Source organism: Parabacteroides sp. KHUB-02, assembly GCF_056640955.1.
Map to the genome: position 1 here is coordinate 447388 of NZ_JBWQEV010000002.1, position 16897 is coordinate 464284.

The 16897-nt window shown below is 44.6% G+C and carries 12 protein-coding genes and 1 tRNA gene; 5 read left to right on the forward strand and 8 right to left on the reverse strand.

The genetic code is table 11. From position 1 onward, the window contains the following. Nucleotides 1-54 precede the first annotated feature (54 nt). Entirely contained in the window at nt 55-894 is an 840-nt protein-coding gene (locus tag ACYIA1_RS22405) for a CvfB family protein (RefSeq protein WP_005856099.1), read from the forward strand. A gap of 96 nt (nt 895-990) precedes the next feature. Here the strand turns inward: ACYIA1_RS22405 and lepA are convergent, their stop codons facing one another. Next, nucleotides 991-2778, reverse strand: coding sequence for a translation elongation factor 4 (gene lepA, locus ACYIA1_RS22410; protein ID WP_413639618.1), 1788 nt, complete (start codon nt 2776-2778; stop codon nt 991-993). 86 nt (nt 2779-2864) lie between these two features. On the opposite strand from lepA, the gene ACYIA1_RS22415 reads away from it, so the two are divergent. Both ACYIA1_RS22415 and ACYIA1_RS22420 read left to right on the forward strand, forming a co-directional pair. Then, nucleotides 2865-5063, forward strand: a complete 2199-nt coding sequence (locus ACYIA1_RS22415; RefSeq protein WP_121960864.1) for a tetratricopeptide repeat protein — start codon at nt 2865-2867, stop codon at nt 5061-5063. Between the two features lie 41 nt (nt 5064-5104). Continuing rightward, complete coding sequence (locus ACYIA1_RS22420) at nt 5105-5626, forward strand: GNAT family N-acetyltransferase (RefSeq protein ID WP_005868101.1); 522 nt, start codon at nt 5105-5107, stop codon at nt 5624-5626. 8 nt (nt 5627-5634) lie between these two features. Here the strand turns inward: ACYIA1_RS22420 and ACYIA1_RS22425 are convergent. Then, nucleotides 5635-5721: transfer RNA gene (locus ACYIA1_RS22425), tRNA-Ser, on the reverse strand. A gap of 138 nt (nt 5722-5859) precedes the next feature. Continuing rightward, nucleotides 5860-6411, reverse strand: a complete 552-nt coding sequence (locus tag ACYIA1_RS22430; protein WP_005856013.1) for an NADH peroxidase — start codon at nt 6409-6411, stop codon at nt 5860-5862. Between the two features lie 155 nt (nt 6412-6566). On the opposite strand from ACYIA1_RS22430, the gene ACYIA1_RS22435 reads away from it, so the two are divergent. Beyond that, nucleotides 6567-7625, forward strand: a complete 1059-nt coding sequence (locus tag ACYIA1_RS22435) for a class I fructose-bisphosphate aldolase (RefSeq protein ID WP_008771817.1) — start codon at nt 6567-6569, stop codon at nt 7623-7625. Nucleotides 7626-7693: 68 nt separating this feature from the next. On the opposite strand, the gene dpp5 is transcribed toward ACYIA1_RS22435, so the two are convergent. Beyond that, on the reverse strand, nt 7694-9805 hold the full coding sequence (gene dpp5, locus ACYIA1_RS22440) for a dipeptidyl-peptidase Dpp5 (protein ID WP_172618155.1): 2112 nt from the start codon (nt 9803-9805) through the stop codon (nt 7694-7696). 85 nt (nt 9806-9890) lie between these two features. Between dpp5 and ACYIA1_RS22445 the strand changes: the two genes are divergently transcribed. Next, entirely contained in the window at nt 9891-10379 is a 489-nt protein-coding gene (locus ACYIA1_RS22445) for an SPOR domain-containing protein (RefSeq protein ID WP_005856008.1), read from the forward strand. A 292-nt stretch (nt 10380-10671) separates the two neighbouring features. Here ACYIA1_RS22445 and ACYIA1_RS22450 read toward each other — a convergent pair whose 3' ends face one another. The 4 genes from ACYIA1_RS22450 to ACYIA1_RS22465 all read right to left on the reverse strand — a co-directional run bounded on the left by ACYIA1_RS22450 (nt 10672) and on the right by ACYIA1_RS22465 (nt 16877). Next, entirely contained in the window at nt 10672-11550 is an 879-nt protein-coding gene (locus ACYIA1_RS22450; protein WP_008771815.1) for a carbohydrate kinase family protein, read from the reverse strand. A gap of 175 nt (nt 11551-11725) precedes the next feature. Continuing rightward, a complete protein-coding gene (locus ACYIA1_RS22455; RefSeq protein WP_121960866.1) occupies nt 11726-14461 on the reverse strand; it encodes a hybrid sensor histidine kinase/response regulator transcription factor in 2736 nt (911 codons plus the stop codon). A gap of 44 nt (nt 14462-14505) precedes the next feature. Beyond that, nucleotides 14506-15414, reverse strand: coding sequence for a hypothetical protein (locus tag ACYIA1_RS22460; protein WP_121960867.1), 909 nt, complete (start codon nt 15412-15414; stop codon nt 14506-14508). A 5-nt stretch (nt 15415-15419) separates the two neighbouring features. Continuing rightward, a complete protein-coding gene (locus ACYIA1_RS22465) occupies nt 15420-16877 on the reverse strand; it encodes an MBOAT family O-acyltransferase (RefSeq protein WP_258919765.1) in 1458 nt (485 codons plus the stop codon). Nucleotides 16878-16897: the final 20 nt, after the last annotated feature.

Sequence of the window (16897 nt, forward strand, 5' to 3'; positions counted from 1 at the left end):
GTTTTTACCGCTTTTTCATGATTATTGCGTAAGTTTGTGACAAAACAAAAACATATGGTTGAGATAGGAAAATACAACACGCTGAAAATAGTGAAAGACCTTGACTTCGGGGTTTATCTGGATGGAGGTAACGGGGTGGAGATCTTGTTGCCGACTCGTTACGTACCTAAAAACGTGAAACCCGGGGATGAGGTCGAGGTGTTTATTTATCATGATAATGAAGGGAGGTTGATCGCTACTACCGCACGTCCTCTGGCAACGGTCGGGGAGTTCCAGTTCATGGAGGTAAAAGACGTGAATAATGCCGGCGCATTTCTGGAATGGGGTATCATGAAAGATTTGCTCGTTCCTTTCAAGGAGCAGAAAATGCCGATGAGAGAGGGAAAATGGTACTTAGTCTACGTCCGGTTGGATCATGTGACAGGACGTATCATGGCATCCGCACGTATCGAGAAGTTCTTGAACAATACCCCTATCGATTACGAGCAGAATCAAGAGGTTCAGTTATTGGTAGCCGATGAGACGGATCTTGGCTATAAGGTGATCATCAATAACCAGCATTGGGGATTGATCTATTATAATGAGGTATTCCAGCGTCTTGAGAAAGGTGAGCATCTGAAAGGCTATATAAAAGAGGTACGTGAGGATGATAAGATAGACGTAAGCCTAACGCCGCAAGGCTACCAAAAGGTAGAGGGGATCGCCGGCGTCATTCTGGAAGCGATGAAAACACAAGGGGGATACATCCCGGTACACGACAAGAGCGATCCGGACGTGATCTATTCCTTATTCCGCTGTAGCAAGAAAGCTTTCAAACAAGCGATCGGGGCACTCTATAAGCAACATCTTATCACGCTGGAAGATGGCGGGATACGGCTCGTGAACGAGAAGTGACCCATTTATATAAAAAAAGTCAATGGAATCCGTTACAGAATCCATTGACTTTTCTTTATAAATCCATTGAGTTAGCGAACGGATTCCATTGACTTTCTAATCCAGCTTCAATACGGCCAAGAACGCTTTTTGCGGAACTTCTACCGTACCGATCTGCTTCATTCGTTTCTTTCCCTCTTTCTGTTTTTCCAGCAATTTACGCTTACGGGAGATATCGCCTCCATAACATTTCGCCGTCACGTCTTTACGGACAGCCTTGATCGTCTCACGAGCGATGATCTTTGCGCCTATCGCCGCTTGGATAGCGATATCGAATTGCTGACGGGGGATCAACTCTTTCAGTTTCTCGCACATACGACGTCCGAAAGTAACGCTATTATCCACGTGCGTCAATGTAGACAAGGCGTCTACCGGCTCACCGTTCAACAGGATATCTAATTTAACTAATTTACTAGGACGGAAATCATGTAAATGATAATCGAAGGAAGCGTACCCTTTTGAAATACTCTTCAATTTATCATAAAAGTCGATTACGATCTCGCCCAACGGCAAGTCATAATGAATCTCGACACGATCACCTGAAATATATTCTTGCTTAAGCAGGACGCCACGCTTACCCAGACAGAGTGTCATGATCGGGCCGATATAGGTAGTGTTCGTGATCACGGAAGCACGGATAAACGGCTCGTCGATATGATCAATCAAGGTCGGGTCCGGCAAGCCTCCCGGATTATGTACCTCGATCTCCTCCCCTTTCTTTGTATGCACGATATAAGAAACGTTCGGTACAGTGGTTATCACATCCATATTGAACTCACGATCCAAACGCTCCTGAACAATCTCCATATGCAACAAGCCCAAGAAACCGCAACGGAACCCAAAACCCAACGCGGCGGAACTCTCCGGCTGGAAAGTCAAGGAAGCGTCGTTCAACTGCAATTTCTCCAATGACGCACGAAGGTTCTCGAAATCCTCGCTATCAATTGGATAGACACCGGCGAAGACCATCGGCTTCACCTCCTCAAAACCGGCGATCGCGTCTTTAGCCGGGCGAGACACATGAGTGATCGTATCACCGACACGCACCTCCCGGGACGTCTTGATACCGGAAATGATATATCCTACGTCTCCCGTCCGGATCTCCTCACGGGGGCACATATCTAATTTCAATATACCTACCTCGTCGGCGTCATACTCTTTTCCTGTAGCGATAAACTTCACATGGTCACCTTTACGGATCACGCCGTTTACCACCTTGAAGTAAGCGATAATACCACGGAACGGATTAAAAACGGAGTCAAAAATCAGACACTGCAACGGGGCCTCCGGATCACCTTTCGGGGCCGGGACCTTCTCCACGATCGTATTCAAGATCTCAGTCACTCCCTCACCTGTCTTTCCGCTCGCCCGTAAGATATCCTCACGAGGGCAGCCCAACAGTTCCACGATCTGGTCCTCTACCTCCTCCGGCATGGCGCTAGGCAGGTCGATCTTGTTCATCACCGGAATAATCTCTAAGTCATTCTCTATCGCCATATACAGGTTAGAGATGGTTTGCGCCTGAATACCTTGGGCCGCATCCACGATCAGCAACGCACCCTCGCAGGCGGCGATAGAACGGGAAACCTCATACGAGAAGTCCACGTGCCCCGGAGTATCGATCAGGTTCAGTATATATTCTTCACCCTTATAATTATACTTCATCTGGATCGCATGGCTCTTGATCGTAATACCACGCTCACGCTCTAAATCCATGTCGTCAAGGACTTGAGCTTGCATGTCTTTACCTTCTACTGTCTTGGTATACTCAAGCAAACGGTCTGCCAAGGTACTTTTCCCATGGTCAATATGAGCAATAATACAGAAATTGCGGATATTCTTCATCTGCTAAATTTATTTTTAGGTACGCGAAGATAGGAAATTTAGCCTAAATACTATACTTTTGGCATACCATTTGTTGTTAATAGTATATGACAATACAAGAAATAAATAAAGCATACAACCGAATTATCGGTTCATTAGACGAAAAGGAGCTAAAGAACGCGTTCGATTTTCTCCAAAGTCTAATAGCGGGAATACGTGAGTACTCATTCCAAGACAGGTTGAACGAGCTACAAGATACTTATAAATATATGTTGCGATACCGGATCGAGGGGGCTAAAGATCCGATGCAAGACCAGATATACAACAACTTGATCGCATCCAGCTATGAGTTCGCGGATATAGTGAAGCACAAGGCCTTATCGGTAGATTCGCCTCTCTCCTATTATAGCCGTAGGCGAATGATGCAAAAGGAGCTTACCAACTATGACCAGCTCCACAAGGTCTTGAGAAACGCCTCTCTGGTGAAGATAGAGACTCCGACCGGAACCATCACGGAGCAGCAGCAAATCGAATCCGCCACGATCCTATTATTCAATAAGATCTGGACCTCGAATCCTCTCAATAAGGAAGAAATAGCCTCCATCAGGAACCTATTGAATGACCAAGAGTTGCCTTTTATCATCGGTAGCCAAATCGTATCGGCATTAATGTTGGGATTGCAAGCCGCTTTCGATAAGGAGAAACTGCTATTATTATTCGATGCGGCCAATCTCCAAGAAGATGAGATTCGTTACCGCGCGTTGATCGGGATTCTCTTGACGCTCTATACCTATAGGAAACGTACGGCGTTATATCCGCAGATAGCGGATCGACTAGCGGCTTTATCCGAGGGATTTCCTAATTTCACGAAAGCGATCCGCACGATTACCCTTCGTTTTATCCTAGCCCGTGAGACAGAGAAGATCACCCGTAAGCTACAAGACGAGATCATTCCGGAGATGATCAAGCTAGGCCCTAAAATCAGTCAAAAGATAAACTTAAAGGATATCAATCCGGAACTTCTCGGAAACGAGATGAATCCGGAGTGGCAGAATATGTTATCGAACAGTTCCTTAGGGAAGAAAATGGAGGAGTTCAGCGAACTGCAACAAGAAGGCGCGGACGTAATGCACTCTACTTTCGTGCATCTAAAGCATTTCCCCTTTTTCCGGGAACTGGGTAACTGGTTCATGCCATTCACGACCGAGCATTCCGCTTTTGGCAATCAGTTGAGCAAGAATCAAACGGAAAAGGATATGCTAGATTCCATGACTCTTGCGGCATTCATGTGTAATTCCGATAAATATTCCTTATATTTCAGTATGATGCAATTGCCGGATCAAGCCCGTCAAATGATGATGGGACAGTTTGGTAGTCAAGCCTCCGAGATGATTCAGCAAACAAAGGAGGAATTAATCAGTAAACGGGGAAAACTGGAAATCATATCCGGACAGTACATACAGGACTTGTATCGTTTCTTCAAACTTTATCCGGGACATCTGGATTTTGATGACATATTTACATCTGCGCTAGACTTTCATAACCTGCCAATTTTGCAGCCTTACGTCAGTGATGAGGAAAGTTTGACAACTATAGCGGAGTATTATCTCCGGAAGAATTACTTCCTTGACGCACTCACGATCTACAATCGCTTATCCGACGCAAATCAAGAAAGTGATATCTTATTCCAGAAAATCGGTTACTGCAAACAAATGAATGGCGATATACAAGGCGCCTTGGAGGCTTATTTACATGCGGATCTTATCAATCCAGACAGTAAATGGGTTATTCGCCGGATCGCCGGTTGTTACCGTACCTTAAAGCAACCGGAAGAAGCGTTGAAATACTATCATCGTTACGAGGCTTTCAATCCGGATGATTTATCGATCCAAATATGTATCGGCCACTGCCATCTTGAACTCAAGAATTATAATGAGGCGCTGAAATATTATTTCAAGGTAGATTATCTGGACAATAAAAGTACGAAGGCTTGGCGTCCAATAGCTTGGTGTTCTTTCTTGACCGGTAAATACGATCAGGCCCGTAATTATTACAAAAAGATCATGGATAATCAACCCAACACCCAAGATTTCTTGAATGCGGGACATACGGAATGGGCATTACAGAATATCAAGGGAGCGCTTGCTTTTTATAAAAAAGCCGTGGAGAAAGAGTCCGGTGATTTCTCGAAGTTCCAAGAGCAGTTCAATCAAGATATTCCCGATCTTCTTGTAGCGGGAATCGAGGAGGCGGAAGTGCCGTTGATGATGGATCAACTCCGGTATTCCTTGAGCGATATATTCTAACTAGTCATCCAACAATTTGAGAAGACAAAAAGAAATATCGTATGAAAGAGATGATATTAGAGACAAAGCGACTCCTATTAAGGGAATTAAAACAAGATGATTTTAATAATATCTGTAAGCTTTTACAAGATCCGATTGTAATGTACGCTTACGAGGGAGCGTTCAGTAAAAAAGAGGTACAAGAATGGCTTGATAAGCAATTAAGGAGGTATCAAAACGATGGTTTTGGTTTATGGGGGATGATAGAGAAAGACAGCGGAGAGCTTATCGGTCAATGTGGTCTCACCTATCAAGAATTCAATGGTCAACAGGTTCCGGAGATCGGTTATTTGCTTAGGGCGGAATACTGGCATAAAGGTTATGCTACCGAAGCCGCCATAGCTTGTAAGGAATACGCCTTCAATATCCTTAACTTCGACAAAGTATACTCCATCATACGGGACACAAATATCCCCTCTCAAAAAGTAGCACTAAGAAACGATATGAGGGAAATCGCAAATTTCATAAAACATTATCGCAATATCGATATGCTTCATTTAGTATTCTGCGTGAATAAGTTATAGTTATCAAGCGGAAAGACTGGGATTCGAACCCAGGGAGCGGTTACCCGCTCACCGCATTTCGAGTGCGGCCCGTTCGACCACTCCGGCATCTTTCCTTGTGGTTGACGTGTACAAAAGTACATAAAATATAGTATCGTTATTCTCTTGAAAGGCTAAAATTACTTTATCAAATACAAAAAAGGGCATTCTTCACAGAACGCCCCTCTTTAAAACATATAACTAATACCTCTAAATTACTTGAAATAACGATTATATAAACCTTCAAATCCTTTGCCATGACGTGCCTCGTCTTTGCACATCTCATGTACGGTATCATGGATCGCATCCAAATTCTGTTGTTTAGCCAATGTAGCGATACGTTTCTTGTCCTCGCATGCGCCAGCCTCAGCTTCCATACGCTTTTTCAAGTTAGTCTTCGTATCCCAAACAACGTCACCAAGAAGCTCCGCAAACTTAGCAGCGTGCTCAGCCTCTTCCCAAGCGTAACGCTTGAATGCCTCAGCTACCTCAGGATAACCCTCACGGTCTGCTTGACGGCTCATGGCCAAATACATACCAACTTCGGTACATTCTCCCATAAAGTGAGCGTTCAGACCTTCCAAAATCACTGGGTCTACACCTTTAGCAACACCTAGTACATGTTCGTCAACGAACTGCAACGCACCTTCTGTCTCTACTAATTCCTTAAATTTGCTTTTCGGTTGTTTACATTGAGGGCAGAACTCAGGAGCCTCATCACCTTCGTGTACATAACCACATACTGTGCAAATCCATTTCTTTTTCATATATCGCAAAATTTTTATTGGTTGTATGGCACAAAATTAACTAAACTATCCGATACTACCATAATTCATCGATAGATTAATTCTATGTGTTAATCGATAAAAACTATGGAACTTATTTTTGACAGTGATTGTTTACTAAGTAAATATTTATTTATATGGATACATCTAAGATTATTAGTTTATTAGGAGACAAAAGTGATTATTATTTAAATCACGTATGTAAGACTATTGATAAATCGCTGCTTCATCTTCCATCACCCACTTGCGTGGACGATGTGTGGGTCAATTCAGATAGAAACATACAGACTCTCAATAGTCTGCAAACCTTGTTGGGGCACGGAAGATTAGCTAACACCGGATATGTTTCTATCCTCCCGGTAGATCAAGATATCGAGCATACCGCAGGGTCTTCCTTCGCTCCAAACCCCATTTATTTCGATCCGGAGAATATCGTAAAATTAGCGATCGAGGGTGGTTGCAACGCAGTCGCTTCTACGTTCGGCATACTAGGGTCAGTCGCACGAAAATATGCCCATAAGATTCCATTCTTGGTAAAACTAAATCATAATGAGCTTCTTACTTATCCGAATTCTTACAATCAAATCTTATTCGGCACGGTGAAGGAAGCATGGAATATGGGCGCCGTAGCTGTAGGGGCCACGATCTATTTCGGATCAGAGCAAAGCCGACGTCAGCTAGTCGAGATTGCCGACGCATTCGAGTATGCCCATGAACTAGGTATGGCGACCGTATTATGGTGCTATTTACGAAACAGCTCTTTTAAAAAGGATGGCATCGACTATTCCGCGGCAGCCGATTTGACCGGACAGGCTAATCACCTTGGCGTCACGATCAAGGCCGATATCATCAAGCAGAAGCTACCGGAGAACAACGGAGGTTTCACCGCTATCAATTTCGGGAAGATCGATCAAAAGATGTACACAGAGTTAACGACAGAACATCCGATCGACCTCTGCCGTTACCAAGTTGCTAATAATTATATGGGACGTGTCGGGCTTATCAACTCCGGTGGGGAATCTCATGGCGCCTCAGATCTTAAAGACGCTGTCGTCACCGCTGTCATAAACAAACGTGCGGGTGGCATGGGGCTGATTAGCGGAAGAAAGGCGTTCCAACGTCCGATGAAAGACGGCGTGGAGTTACTTCATTCAATTCAAGATATTTATTTGGATAAGGATATTACTATCGCTTAGTTTGTTATTGCGTTGAGAAAAGAAGGCCGTCCATCAAAGCTATATACTTTGGGGACGGCCTTCAAATTTTATTTCTTCAACCACATATCCAACCACTCAAAGAATGTGCGTTGCCATAGAACGCCATTCTGGGGCTTCAATACCCAATGGTTCTCATCCGGATAAATCAGCAACTCGGCCGGTACCCCCCGAAGAACCGCGGCGTTAAACGCTGCCATTCCTTGATTAGCCAAGATCCGGTAATCCTTCTCTCCATGGATACAAAGGATAGGCGTATCCCATTTGTCCACGAACTTATGCGGGGAGTTCGCGAAAGTATGTTGAGCCGTAGCGTTCTGCTTTTCCCAGTACGCTCCACCCATATCCCAATTGGCGAACCACATCTCTTCCGTTTCCAGATACTGCATTTCCATATTAAAGATACCATCGTGGGCGATAAACGCCTTGAAACGTTTATCATGATGACCTGCCAACCAATATACGGAGAATCCACCGAAGCTAGCGCCTACACAACCCAAGCGATCCTTATTTACATACGGTTCCTTGGCTACCTCGTCAATAGCAGTGAAATAGTCTTTCATGCATTGTCCGCCATAATCGCCGCTGACAGCCTCATTCCATTCCAAGCCAAATCCGGGAAGACCCCGACGGTTCGGTGCCACGATAATATAGTCATTAGCCGCCATGATCTGGAAATTCCAGCGGTAAGACCAGAACTGGCTCACAGGGCTTTGCGGGCCACCCTCACAGAACAACAAGGTAGGATACTTCTTATTCGGATCGAACTGAGGCGGATAGATAACCCACGTTAGCATCTGCTTGCCATCCGTCGTCTTCATCCAACGTTCCTCTACCTTACCCATCGTAAGCTGGTCGTAAATATGTTTGTTTTCGAACGTAAGTTGAGTTACCGTATGATCCCCTGTCAAATCGATCGAATAGATCTCGTCTCCCATGCTCATGGAATGACGTTGAGCGATCAGCTTATCGCCCAGAAGAGCGACAGAGGCGTAATCGTACATACCTTCGGTCAGCGGGGTAATCTTATTGCCATTCGCCAAGTCTATCTGATAAACCTGCGACTCGCCATGCCAAACGCCCGTGAAATAGATACGCTTGCAATCAGCGCTCCAGCAATAAGAATCCACGTTGGAGTCAAAATCCTTGCTTACGAATGTTTTCTCACCCGTCTCCAGATTCATTACCATCAAGCGATTTTGATCCGCCTCGTAACCATCACGTTCCATACTTAGCCAAGCGATACTCTTTCCGTCCGGAGAATAGGTGGGATTCGTATCATATCCCTTGTTCTCTTCCGTTATATTGGTCGTTTGCTTCGTATTCAGATCATATACATAAATATCCGAATTCGTGGAGATCGCATATTCTTTACCCGTCTTTTTGCGGCTGGTATAGGCAATCTTGTCCGAGGTAGTGTTCCAAGCCAATTGCTCGATACCGCCAAACGGCTTCATCGGGCTCTCAAACAACTCGCCCTCCATTACATCCACAGGATTGCTGATCGATTTGCCATCGAAATCGGCGACAAAAGGATGCGGAGCGGTAGTCACCCACTCATCCCAATGCTTGTACATTAAATCCGTAATGATAACACCTGTCGCCTTATCCAAATCCGGATATTTATCAGCGGTACTGTTCACGGTTTTCACTTGCGAGATAAACAAGACCTTTTTCTCATCGGGAGAGAAAGCGAAACCCTCGATATCCTTGTCATAATCGGAAAGTCGCTTACGGTCCGTCCCATCCGGATTCATCTCCCAAAGCTGGCTGCTACCACTCTCGTTACATAAGAAAGCGATCTTGGTTCCTCCTTTGATCCATACGGCCTCGTTCTCAGCGAATCCGGTTTTCGTGATTTGCTTATTATCCGATCCGTCAGCGTTCATCACGAAGACCTCACGGTTGCTCTTGTTTTCCGGTACGCTATAATACGCCACCGTATACACCACTTTTTTCCCGTCCGGAGATACGTTCATACCGCCGATACGTCCCATGGCCCACAAAGCTTCCGGGGTCATGCGACCGTCTTTGATCCGGATGTCCGACTTCCCGATAAGGTTCTTATCACCGGTCTCCTTCACGTTCACATCCGTAGCCGGATTGCAAGCACCTAACAGTAGAGATGTTGCCATAATCATTGTTCCGATAGATTTATTCATGCCGTTATAATATATTACAATTTGAGTGCGAAAGTACTAAATATAATTTATATCTTCGCGTTACTAATTATAAGAACTGAACAGTATGAATAAGATTTGGTTATTTGGAGCCGCTGTATGTATGGTATTAGCACTCGGCTCATGTAAACCTAAACAGAGCGCGTACAAGGCTGCTTACGAACAGGCCAAAGAAAAAGAGTCGACGGCTCCTGTTGAGGTTGTAGAACAAGAGGAAGAAGTTGTTGAGGTCGCTCCTGTCTCAAAACCCAGAACCTCTACGGCTACCACTCGTACGGAAAAAATCAACGCCGCTCAAGGCGAGGACGCTAGCCGTCTGAAACGTTATAGCGTTGTTGTCGGTAGTTTCAAGAATAAGACAAACGCTTACGCATTAAAAGAACGTATGCAGAATGATGGCTATAACGCAGTGTTGGGCGAGAACGAGCAAGGTATGTTGCGTGTGATCGTCGCTAGTTTCGACAATAAAGCGGACGCCGCCGATAGCCGTGACGCCATCAAGGCGAAATACGCTCCTAACTTCCAAGACGCTTGGTTATTGGAGAGAGCTTATTAATTGTAAGCTATCAGAAAAGATAAAAGCAGAAGGTCTCGTTAGCCTGTAAGAAGAATCTTGCAGGTTATCGAGACCATTCTATTTGAAGGAAACATAAGGACATAAAAATAGCCCGACTTCAACAGCCGAGCCACTTTTCACCAATCTAATCTAACTTAACCTAAAACAAAAACCATCTTTTTCTTTTTGCCTTTCTCTTCTTATATCCTAACAACCTTTTTACCTTAAAAACGTAATACCTATTCGAAATTGTATAAACTCAAAACATCTAAACACATATGATATAAACGAATTACTCTTCATAAACAGGCCACGCACCTTCTTTCGTACAAACAAAAGCCGCTGTCTTTACAGCGAAATGATGGGCCTCGCTTAAGGACTTCCCCTTTAAGAGCGAAATGATTAGAGCCCCCGAAAAAGCATCCCCCGCCCCGACCGTATCCGCCACCGTGACCTCCGGCGTTGGCAAAGTAGAAGTCTCCTCCCTCGTATAAATAGTACTATGGGAACTCCCCGCAGTCAAGGCAAATATCCGAAGGTCATACTTCTCAATAAACCATAAAGCGATATCCCTCTCGGTTCCCTCTAAACCGAACAAATCCCGAAGTACATCGAACTCCTCATCATTTACCTTCAGCACATTCGCTAAGTACAAAGACTCCTCGATCAACTCCTTATCATAGTATCGCTGGCGAAGATTGATATCCAGCAAACGATAAGCGTCTTTCGGCGCAAACGACGAGATCGCTTGTATTGTCTCCCGGGACTGACGGGAACGCTGGGCTAATGTACCGAAACAAATAGCGTCCGCTTTCTCCGCCAAATCAATCGCATCGGATGTAGGCGATATATGATCCCAAGCCACTCGCTCATGAATCGTATAAGTAGGGATACCTTCTCGTAACTCTACCTGAACGGTTCCCGTCGGGTAAGGCACTTTCTCGATCAAATGCTGGATATGATTCTTATCCAACTCATCAACGATCTCTTTACCCAACTCATCATCTCCGACAGCGCTGATAGCATATCCCTCAGCACCTAGGCAAGACGCATGATAGACAAAATTAATCGGGGCACCCCCAGCCTTTTTCCCGGAAGGAAGCATATCCCATAATAATTCTCCAATCCCAACGACAATTGGTTTACGTCTTGATTCAGTCACCTGTTCCATGGTCTTTCTATTAAAAACAACTTTCGTACTTATCGACACCGCAAAAGTATATCATCGTTATAAATACAACGATAACTATAGCTACAAGATAAATCACACAAGTTACATAAAAGATTTATTTCCAAGGGACAATAACAGACGTTACCCGCATGTAACATCTGTACTAGCAGCATCCTTACAAAGACTCTATAAACTCGGTTGGCGTTATATTATAAACCGCCTTAAAGCATTTGGAGAAATAGGCCGGCGAGCCGAATCCCGTGGCATAAGCAACCTCGCTAATCGTTCCGGATCGCTGCTTCAATAGGGCGGATGCCTTTTTCAAACGATAGTTACGCAAAAAGTCCGTAGGGGTAATCCCGGACAACTCCTTCACCTTTCGATATAAATGCACACGAGACAGGCCCAGTTTCTCACTGCCTTTCTCTATACTGAAATCGGGATCGCTATAATTCTCCTCTATTAAAGCGATAAACTTACGCATAAACAAATCATCCAGACTCTCCACCTTCCCTTTTGTCTCGATGGAAAGTCCCGCAGGCGATTGAGACTCTTTCAAGAAAACCTCCCGCAAACGATTACGTTCTTCCAACAACTTAATGATACGTAATTTCACGATCTCGATATTGAACGGTTTCTGGATATACTCATCCGCTCCCCCCTCAAATCCATACAAGCGTTGACTGTCATCCGAAAGAGCCGTAAGCAAGATTACCGGGATATGACTGAGGGCCATATCCGACTTAACCCGGCGGCAAAGCTCGAAGCCATTCATCTCCGGCATCATCACGTCACTGACGACCAGTGATACATTTTCCTTCAATAGAATATCCAAGGCCTTGGCACCATTCTCCGCTACAAGTACATTAAAATTCCCGGACAACTCATGCTGTAAATAAGCGCGAATATCCCAATCATCCTCAACGATCAAGATCGTATAATCATATTTCTTATTCAACGTTTCTTGAACTTGGGATATATCCAAATGCGCTACACCAGAGGACGATTCCGTCGCATTCGACAGAAAGACACAAGATTCATCAAAATGAGATTTACCTTTCGGGATCTGAACGGTAAACACTGTCCGTTCGCCTTGCTCGCTTTCCACGTGGATCGAGCCTTTATGCATAAGGACAAATTCCCGTGTCAAATGCAGTCCGATACCCGTTCCCGGAGCATAGCTTTGCCCGCTTGTAAAAAAGCGCTCGAATACGGAGGCTAGGTTTTCCGGGGGAATACCCTCTCCATTATCTTCCACCGATAAGACAACCTCCGTCTCCTCCTCCCGCAAACGAATCGTAATCTTCCCCTGCTCCGGGGTAAACTTAAAGGCGTTCGAGAGCAAGTTCGTTAATATCTTCTCCATCTTGTCCGTATCCACCCAAACAAAAAGAGAATCCATTTCATGCAGGAAGGTATAATCAATTCGCTTACTCTGGGCCAGATTATTAAAATAAGATTTCACCTCTTGGATTAAAAAGACCAAATCCATCTTAATAACCCGCAATCCCATCTTATTATTCTCTATCTTCCGGAAATCCAGCAATTGGTCGATCACACGTTTCAAGCGTTCCGCATTCTTCTTAACGATGCGGATATCATCCGCGAAAGCGCCTGCCGGGGCATCTTGCGCCATCTTGTTCAGAGGCCCGAGAATCAAGGTTAAAGGAGTCTTTATCTCGTGAGATACATTCGTAAAGAACTGCAATTTCTGTGTCGTGACTTGCTCGATGCGCTGGTTTGCTACCGAGAGTTCCTCTTTCTGTTGTTGTACCAAACGATTTCTCTCATTCAACAAAAGATTATTCTGGCGCACTTTACGATTAATATAAACCATGTAAATAGCAGAACCACCCAATAAAAGCGCCAATATCAAGATAATAATCAAGGAACTATAAAGAAAGTTATATTTCGAGAGCAATTGCGACAAATTCGCACGCTGTTTCTCGATCTGGCGTTGATATTCTGCCAACCGGTCTGATTGTAAATAAAGGGTACCGGCGTTGGTCTTATCGATCATAGCGGTGCTTAACGCATACTTTTTCGTATAAGCTTGTCCGCTTAAGATCTGCCAAGCTACCTTAATAGCCACCCCACCACCTGTCGGATAATAAAAAGAGGCATCCAACTTACCCTGCGCAACCGCCTCCACGCCCAAGCCTCCTCCCAAGAGTCCATCCACGCCTATAAATTCCACGTGCCCCACCAGCGACGAATCTCGCTCCTCAATCGCCTCACGGGCCCCTAAGGCCATCATATCATTATGAGCGAAAACGATATCGACATCCTCTATGGAATCCAGCTTCAAGACTTCCTCATAGGCATTCTTCCTGTACCAATACCCATCCAACTCCCGGATCTTCACATTCGGATCAATAGACATCGCATCGACAAAACCTTGATGTCTTTCTGTAGCGGAGGAAGAGCCTCTCCGCCCCCATATCTCTAAAATCGTTGTCTCCTTCTTGATCAAGGAGCTGACGTACATTCCGATCGAGCGACCGATCTCGTAATTATCCGCTCCAATATACGTCGTATATTCATCGCTATTAATTTTCCGGTCCAATATGATAGTGGGAATACCAGCCCTGTACGCCTCAACAGCGACAGGCGTAACAGGCTCGGTCTCATTCGACGATATAATCAGCAAATCCACCTTTTTCTTGATAAAACCTTTTATCTGGCTGATCTGAGTATCATTATCCTGACTAGCATCCATTACGACCAGCTCGATCTCCGGATGATTTAAAGCCTCTACTTCCATATCACGTATCATGGATTGACGCCAAATATCCGTCATCGAGCATTGAGATACACCGATGACATATTTCTTTTCTTTTTTACCGGGCGAACAGGCAAAGCAAAGAATAAGGGATAGCCAAAGCAGGATATAAAGCGGGTTTCCTTTCATGTGGTATATTTAATTCGATCGTTTATTCTACAAATATACGAAAACTATTCCGAAATTACCCCCAAACAAGTCAAGGTATCTTTTAACAACGGGGTAAATCTATGGATACCGATTTCATTCAAATGATCAGCGTCCCTATAGCAAGAATCAGGTAGCGATACAGCCGTATAATTTAAATAAAAGACCGTTTTATCATCCACGTATTCCCGAGCCAAAGAATCCGTCAATTCTCGATAACTCGGAGGAACCCGTTCCATATATTCCGTGGAAACAGGGGCATTGTACAAAATAAGAGACAGATCCCGCTTCTTACATTCCTCTACGATTCGCCCCAACATCTCTTGTTGAAATGAGGATGGCAATAAATAAGCACCCTTATCATCATAGTAATGACGATCGATAATAACGTCTAGTGTTCCCCCGGTCGCCCCTGTGAAAATACGCTCGATCACATTCCTTTTAATCTCAGCTACGCAATTCTTGAACGGAACGCCAAACTCATATGAATACATGACCTCCTTACGGGTTACCGGCGAAACAGCCTCCTGTACCAAGGGTCGCAAATCCTCCCGCTCCTTCAGATGGGGATAAATAGACATATAGGCAGGAAACTCATCCTGATAGGAATCATCGGCCACGGTAAACGTGTGATAACCAAACCCCAATATCACGGTTTTCAAATGGGGAAGGTAAGGCGCTTTCAAGCATAAATCGATATAGGTATTGAAATAATTCTCACTGGATTTAGCGTCATTCCTCGATTTCCCCAGCATATCGGCGGATATCGAATGTAAAGGATGGGAATCTCCCAAAATCAATACCTCTACTTCCGGATCACTCTTGAGGCTGGGTACGCTTATATGAAAATAGGAGCGGATCAACAGACAACTAAGCAACCCTAAACATCCTACCACCCCTAAATACCGGAATATAGCTATAAAGAACCTTCTCATACTTATCAGAATTGAAAATAAATGAAACCTTGTGGATTACTGGCGTCGAAACCATAGATGATAATCAGCAATACCGTATAGATAACATACCGAACCGGAAGGCTCAGGTCCTCTATCATCAACCCATGCGCCTGTTTTCGGCCGATCCATTCCACGACGAACATAAGAGCCGTGAAAAAGAAACATTTCTTCAGCAGGAGTTGCCCGAATCCCAAGCCCACAAGTTGAGGAGCCGAGAATAATGAGGCATTGAACATCCGCTCGAGGTACACAGCCGCTTGAGATATATCTTCCGACCGGAACAGAATCCATCCCAATAAGACCAGTAGAAACGTAACTCCCATCTGTGTCAATTCCTTCACAGAGGGAAGGAAACTGTTTTCCGCCACGGAATCTCTATACCTCCTATTTTGACCCAACAATAGCAATGGCAGAAACAACAACGCATGATACGCTCCCCATGCCACAAACGTCCAGTTAGCCCCATGCCAGAATCCACTTACCAAGAAAATAACAAGGGTATTCCGGAAGCTCTTCCATTTTCCGGCCCGGCTCCCCCCTAGCGGTATATAGATATAATCCCGGAACCAAGTCGTCAACGATATATGCCAACGCCGCCAAAACTCCGCTATATCCCGAGAGAAATAAGGATACTTAAAGTTCTGCATAAGGTCTATGCCAAATAACCGGGCACAGCCGATCGCTATATCCGAGTATCCGGAAAAATCACCGTAAATCTGTATCGTAAAGAAGAAAGCCCCCAGAAACAAGGTACTCCCATCCAACGTCTGGTAATTCTCAAACACACCGTTCACGAACAAAGCGCAGTTATCGGCAACCACCACTTTCTTGAAAAATCCCCAAAGCATCTGGCGTATACCATCCAACGCCAGATCACAATCGAAATTACGAGGCCGGAGAAACTGAGGCAACAAATGAGTAGCCCGTTCTATCGGGCCCGCCACTAATTGGGGGAAGAAACTGATATAAGCGAAGAATGCCACGATATCATGAGTCGCCTTGATTTTACCTTGGTAAACATCAATCGTATAGCTCAAAGCCTGAAACGTATAAAAGCTGATCCCGACAGGGAGTAAGATATTCAACGTCACGTAATCGGCATCCCAGCCCAATAGGTGAAGGACATTTACCAAATTCTCGGTAAAAAAATCAAAGTACTTAAACACACCCAAGATCGAAAGGTTCAGTAAAATATTGCCGGCACTTATCCACTTTTGGACCGACCGGTTGCCAGCGCATTTCTCCAAATAGACTCCACTCAAGTAACTGCATAACGACGTAAACAGGATCAGCAGCAAAAAGCGCCAGTCCCACCATCCGTAGAACAGGTAACTAACAGCTACCACAAATAGATTTTGCCACCGCAAAGACTTGAAAACAAACCAGTAACCAAAGAAAACCAATGGCAGGAATATAAGGAACTCTATGGAATTAAATAACATAAATATTTAATTTTCAGACT

Bases quoted from the DNA above. Each gene is read 5' to 3' on its own strand.
- ACYIA1_RS22405 (WP_005856099.1), top strand. From the start codon at position 55: ATGGTTGAGATAGGAAAATACAACACGCTGAAAATAGTGAAAGACCTT.
- dpp5 (WP_172618155.1), bottom strand. From the start codon at position 9,805: ATGAATAAATCTATCGGAACAATGATTATGGCAACATCTCTACTGTTA.
- ACYIA1_RS22450 (WP_008771815.1), bottom strand. From the start codon at position 11,550: ATGGAACAGGTGACTGAATCAAGACGTAAACCAATTGTCGTTGGGATT.
- ACYIA1_RS22455 (WP_121960866.1), bottom strand. From the start codon at position 14,461: ATGAAAGGAAACCCGCTTTATATCCTGCTTTGGCTATCCCTTATTCTT.
- ACYIA1_RS22460 (WP_121960867.1), bottom strand. From the start codon at position 15,414: ATGAGAAGGTTCTTTATAGCTATATTCCGGTATTTAGGGGTGGTAGGA.
- ACYIA1_RS22430 (WP_005856013.1), bottom strand. From the start codon at position 6,411: ATGAAAAAGAAATGGATTTGCACAGTATGTGGTTATGTACACGAAGGT.
- ACYIA1_RS22420 (WP_005868101.1), top strand. From the start codon at position 5,105: ATGAAAGAGATGATATTAGAGACAAAGCGACTCCTATTAAGGGAATTA.
- lepA (WP_413639618.1), bottom strand. From the start codon at position 2,778: ATGAAGAATATCCGCAATTTCTGTATTATTGCTCATATTGACCATGGG.
- ACYIA1_RS22465 (WP_258919765.1), bottom strand. From the start codon at position 16,877: ATGTTATTTAATTCCATAGAGTTCCTTATATTCCTGCCATTGGTTTTC.
- ACYIA1_RS22415 (WP_121960864.1), top strand. From the start codon at position 2,865: ATGACAATACAAGAAATAAATAAAGCATACAACCGAATTATCGGTTCA.
- ACYIA1_RS22445 (WP_005856008.1), top strand. From the start codon at position 9,891: ATGAATAAGATTTGGTTATTTGGAGCCGCTGTATGTATGGTATTAGCA.
- ACYIA1_RS22435 (WP_008771817.1), top strand. From the start codon at position 6,567: ATGGATACATCTAAGATTATTAGTTTATTAGGAGACAAAAGTGATTAT.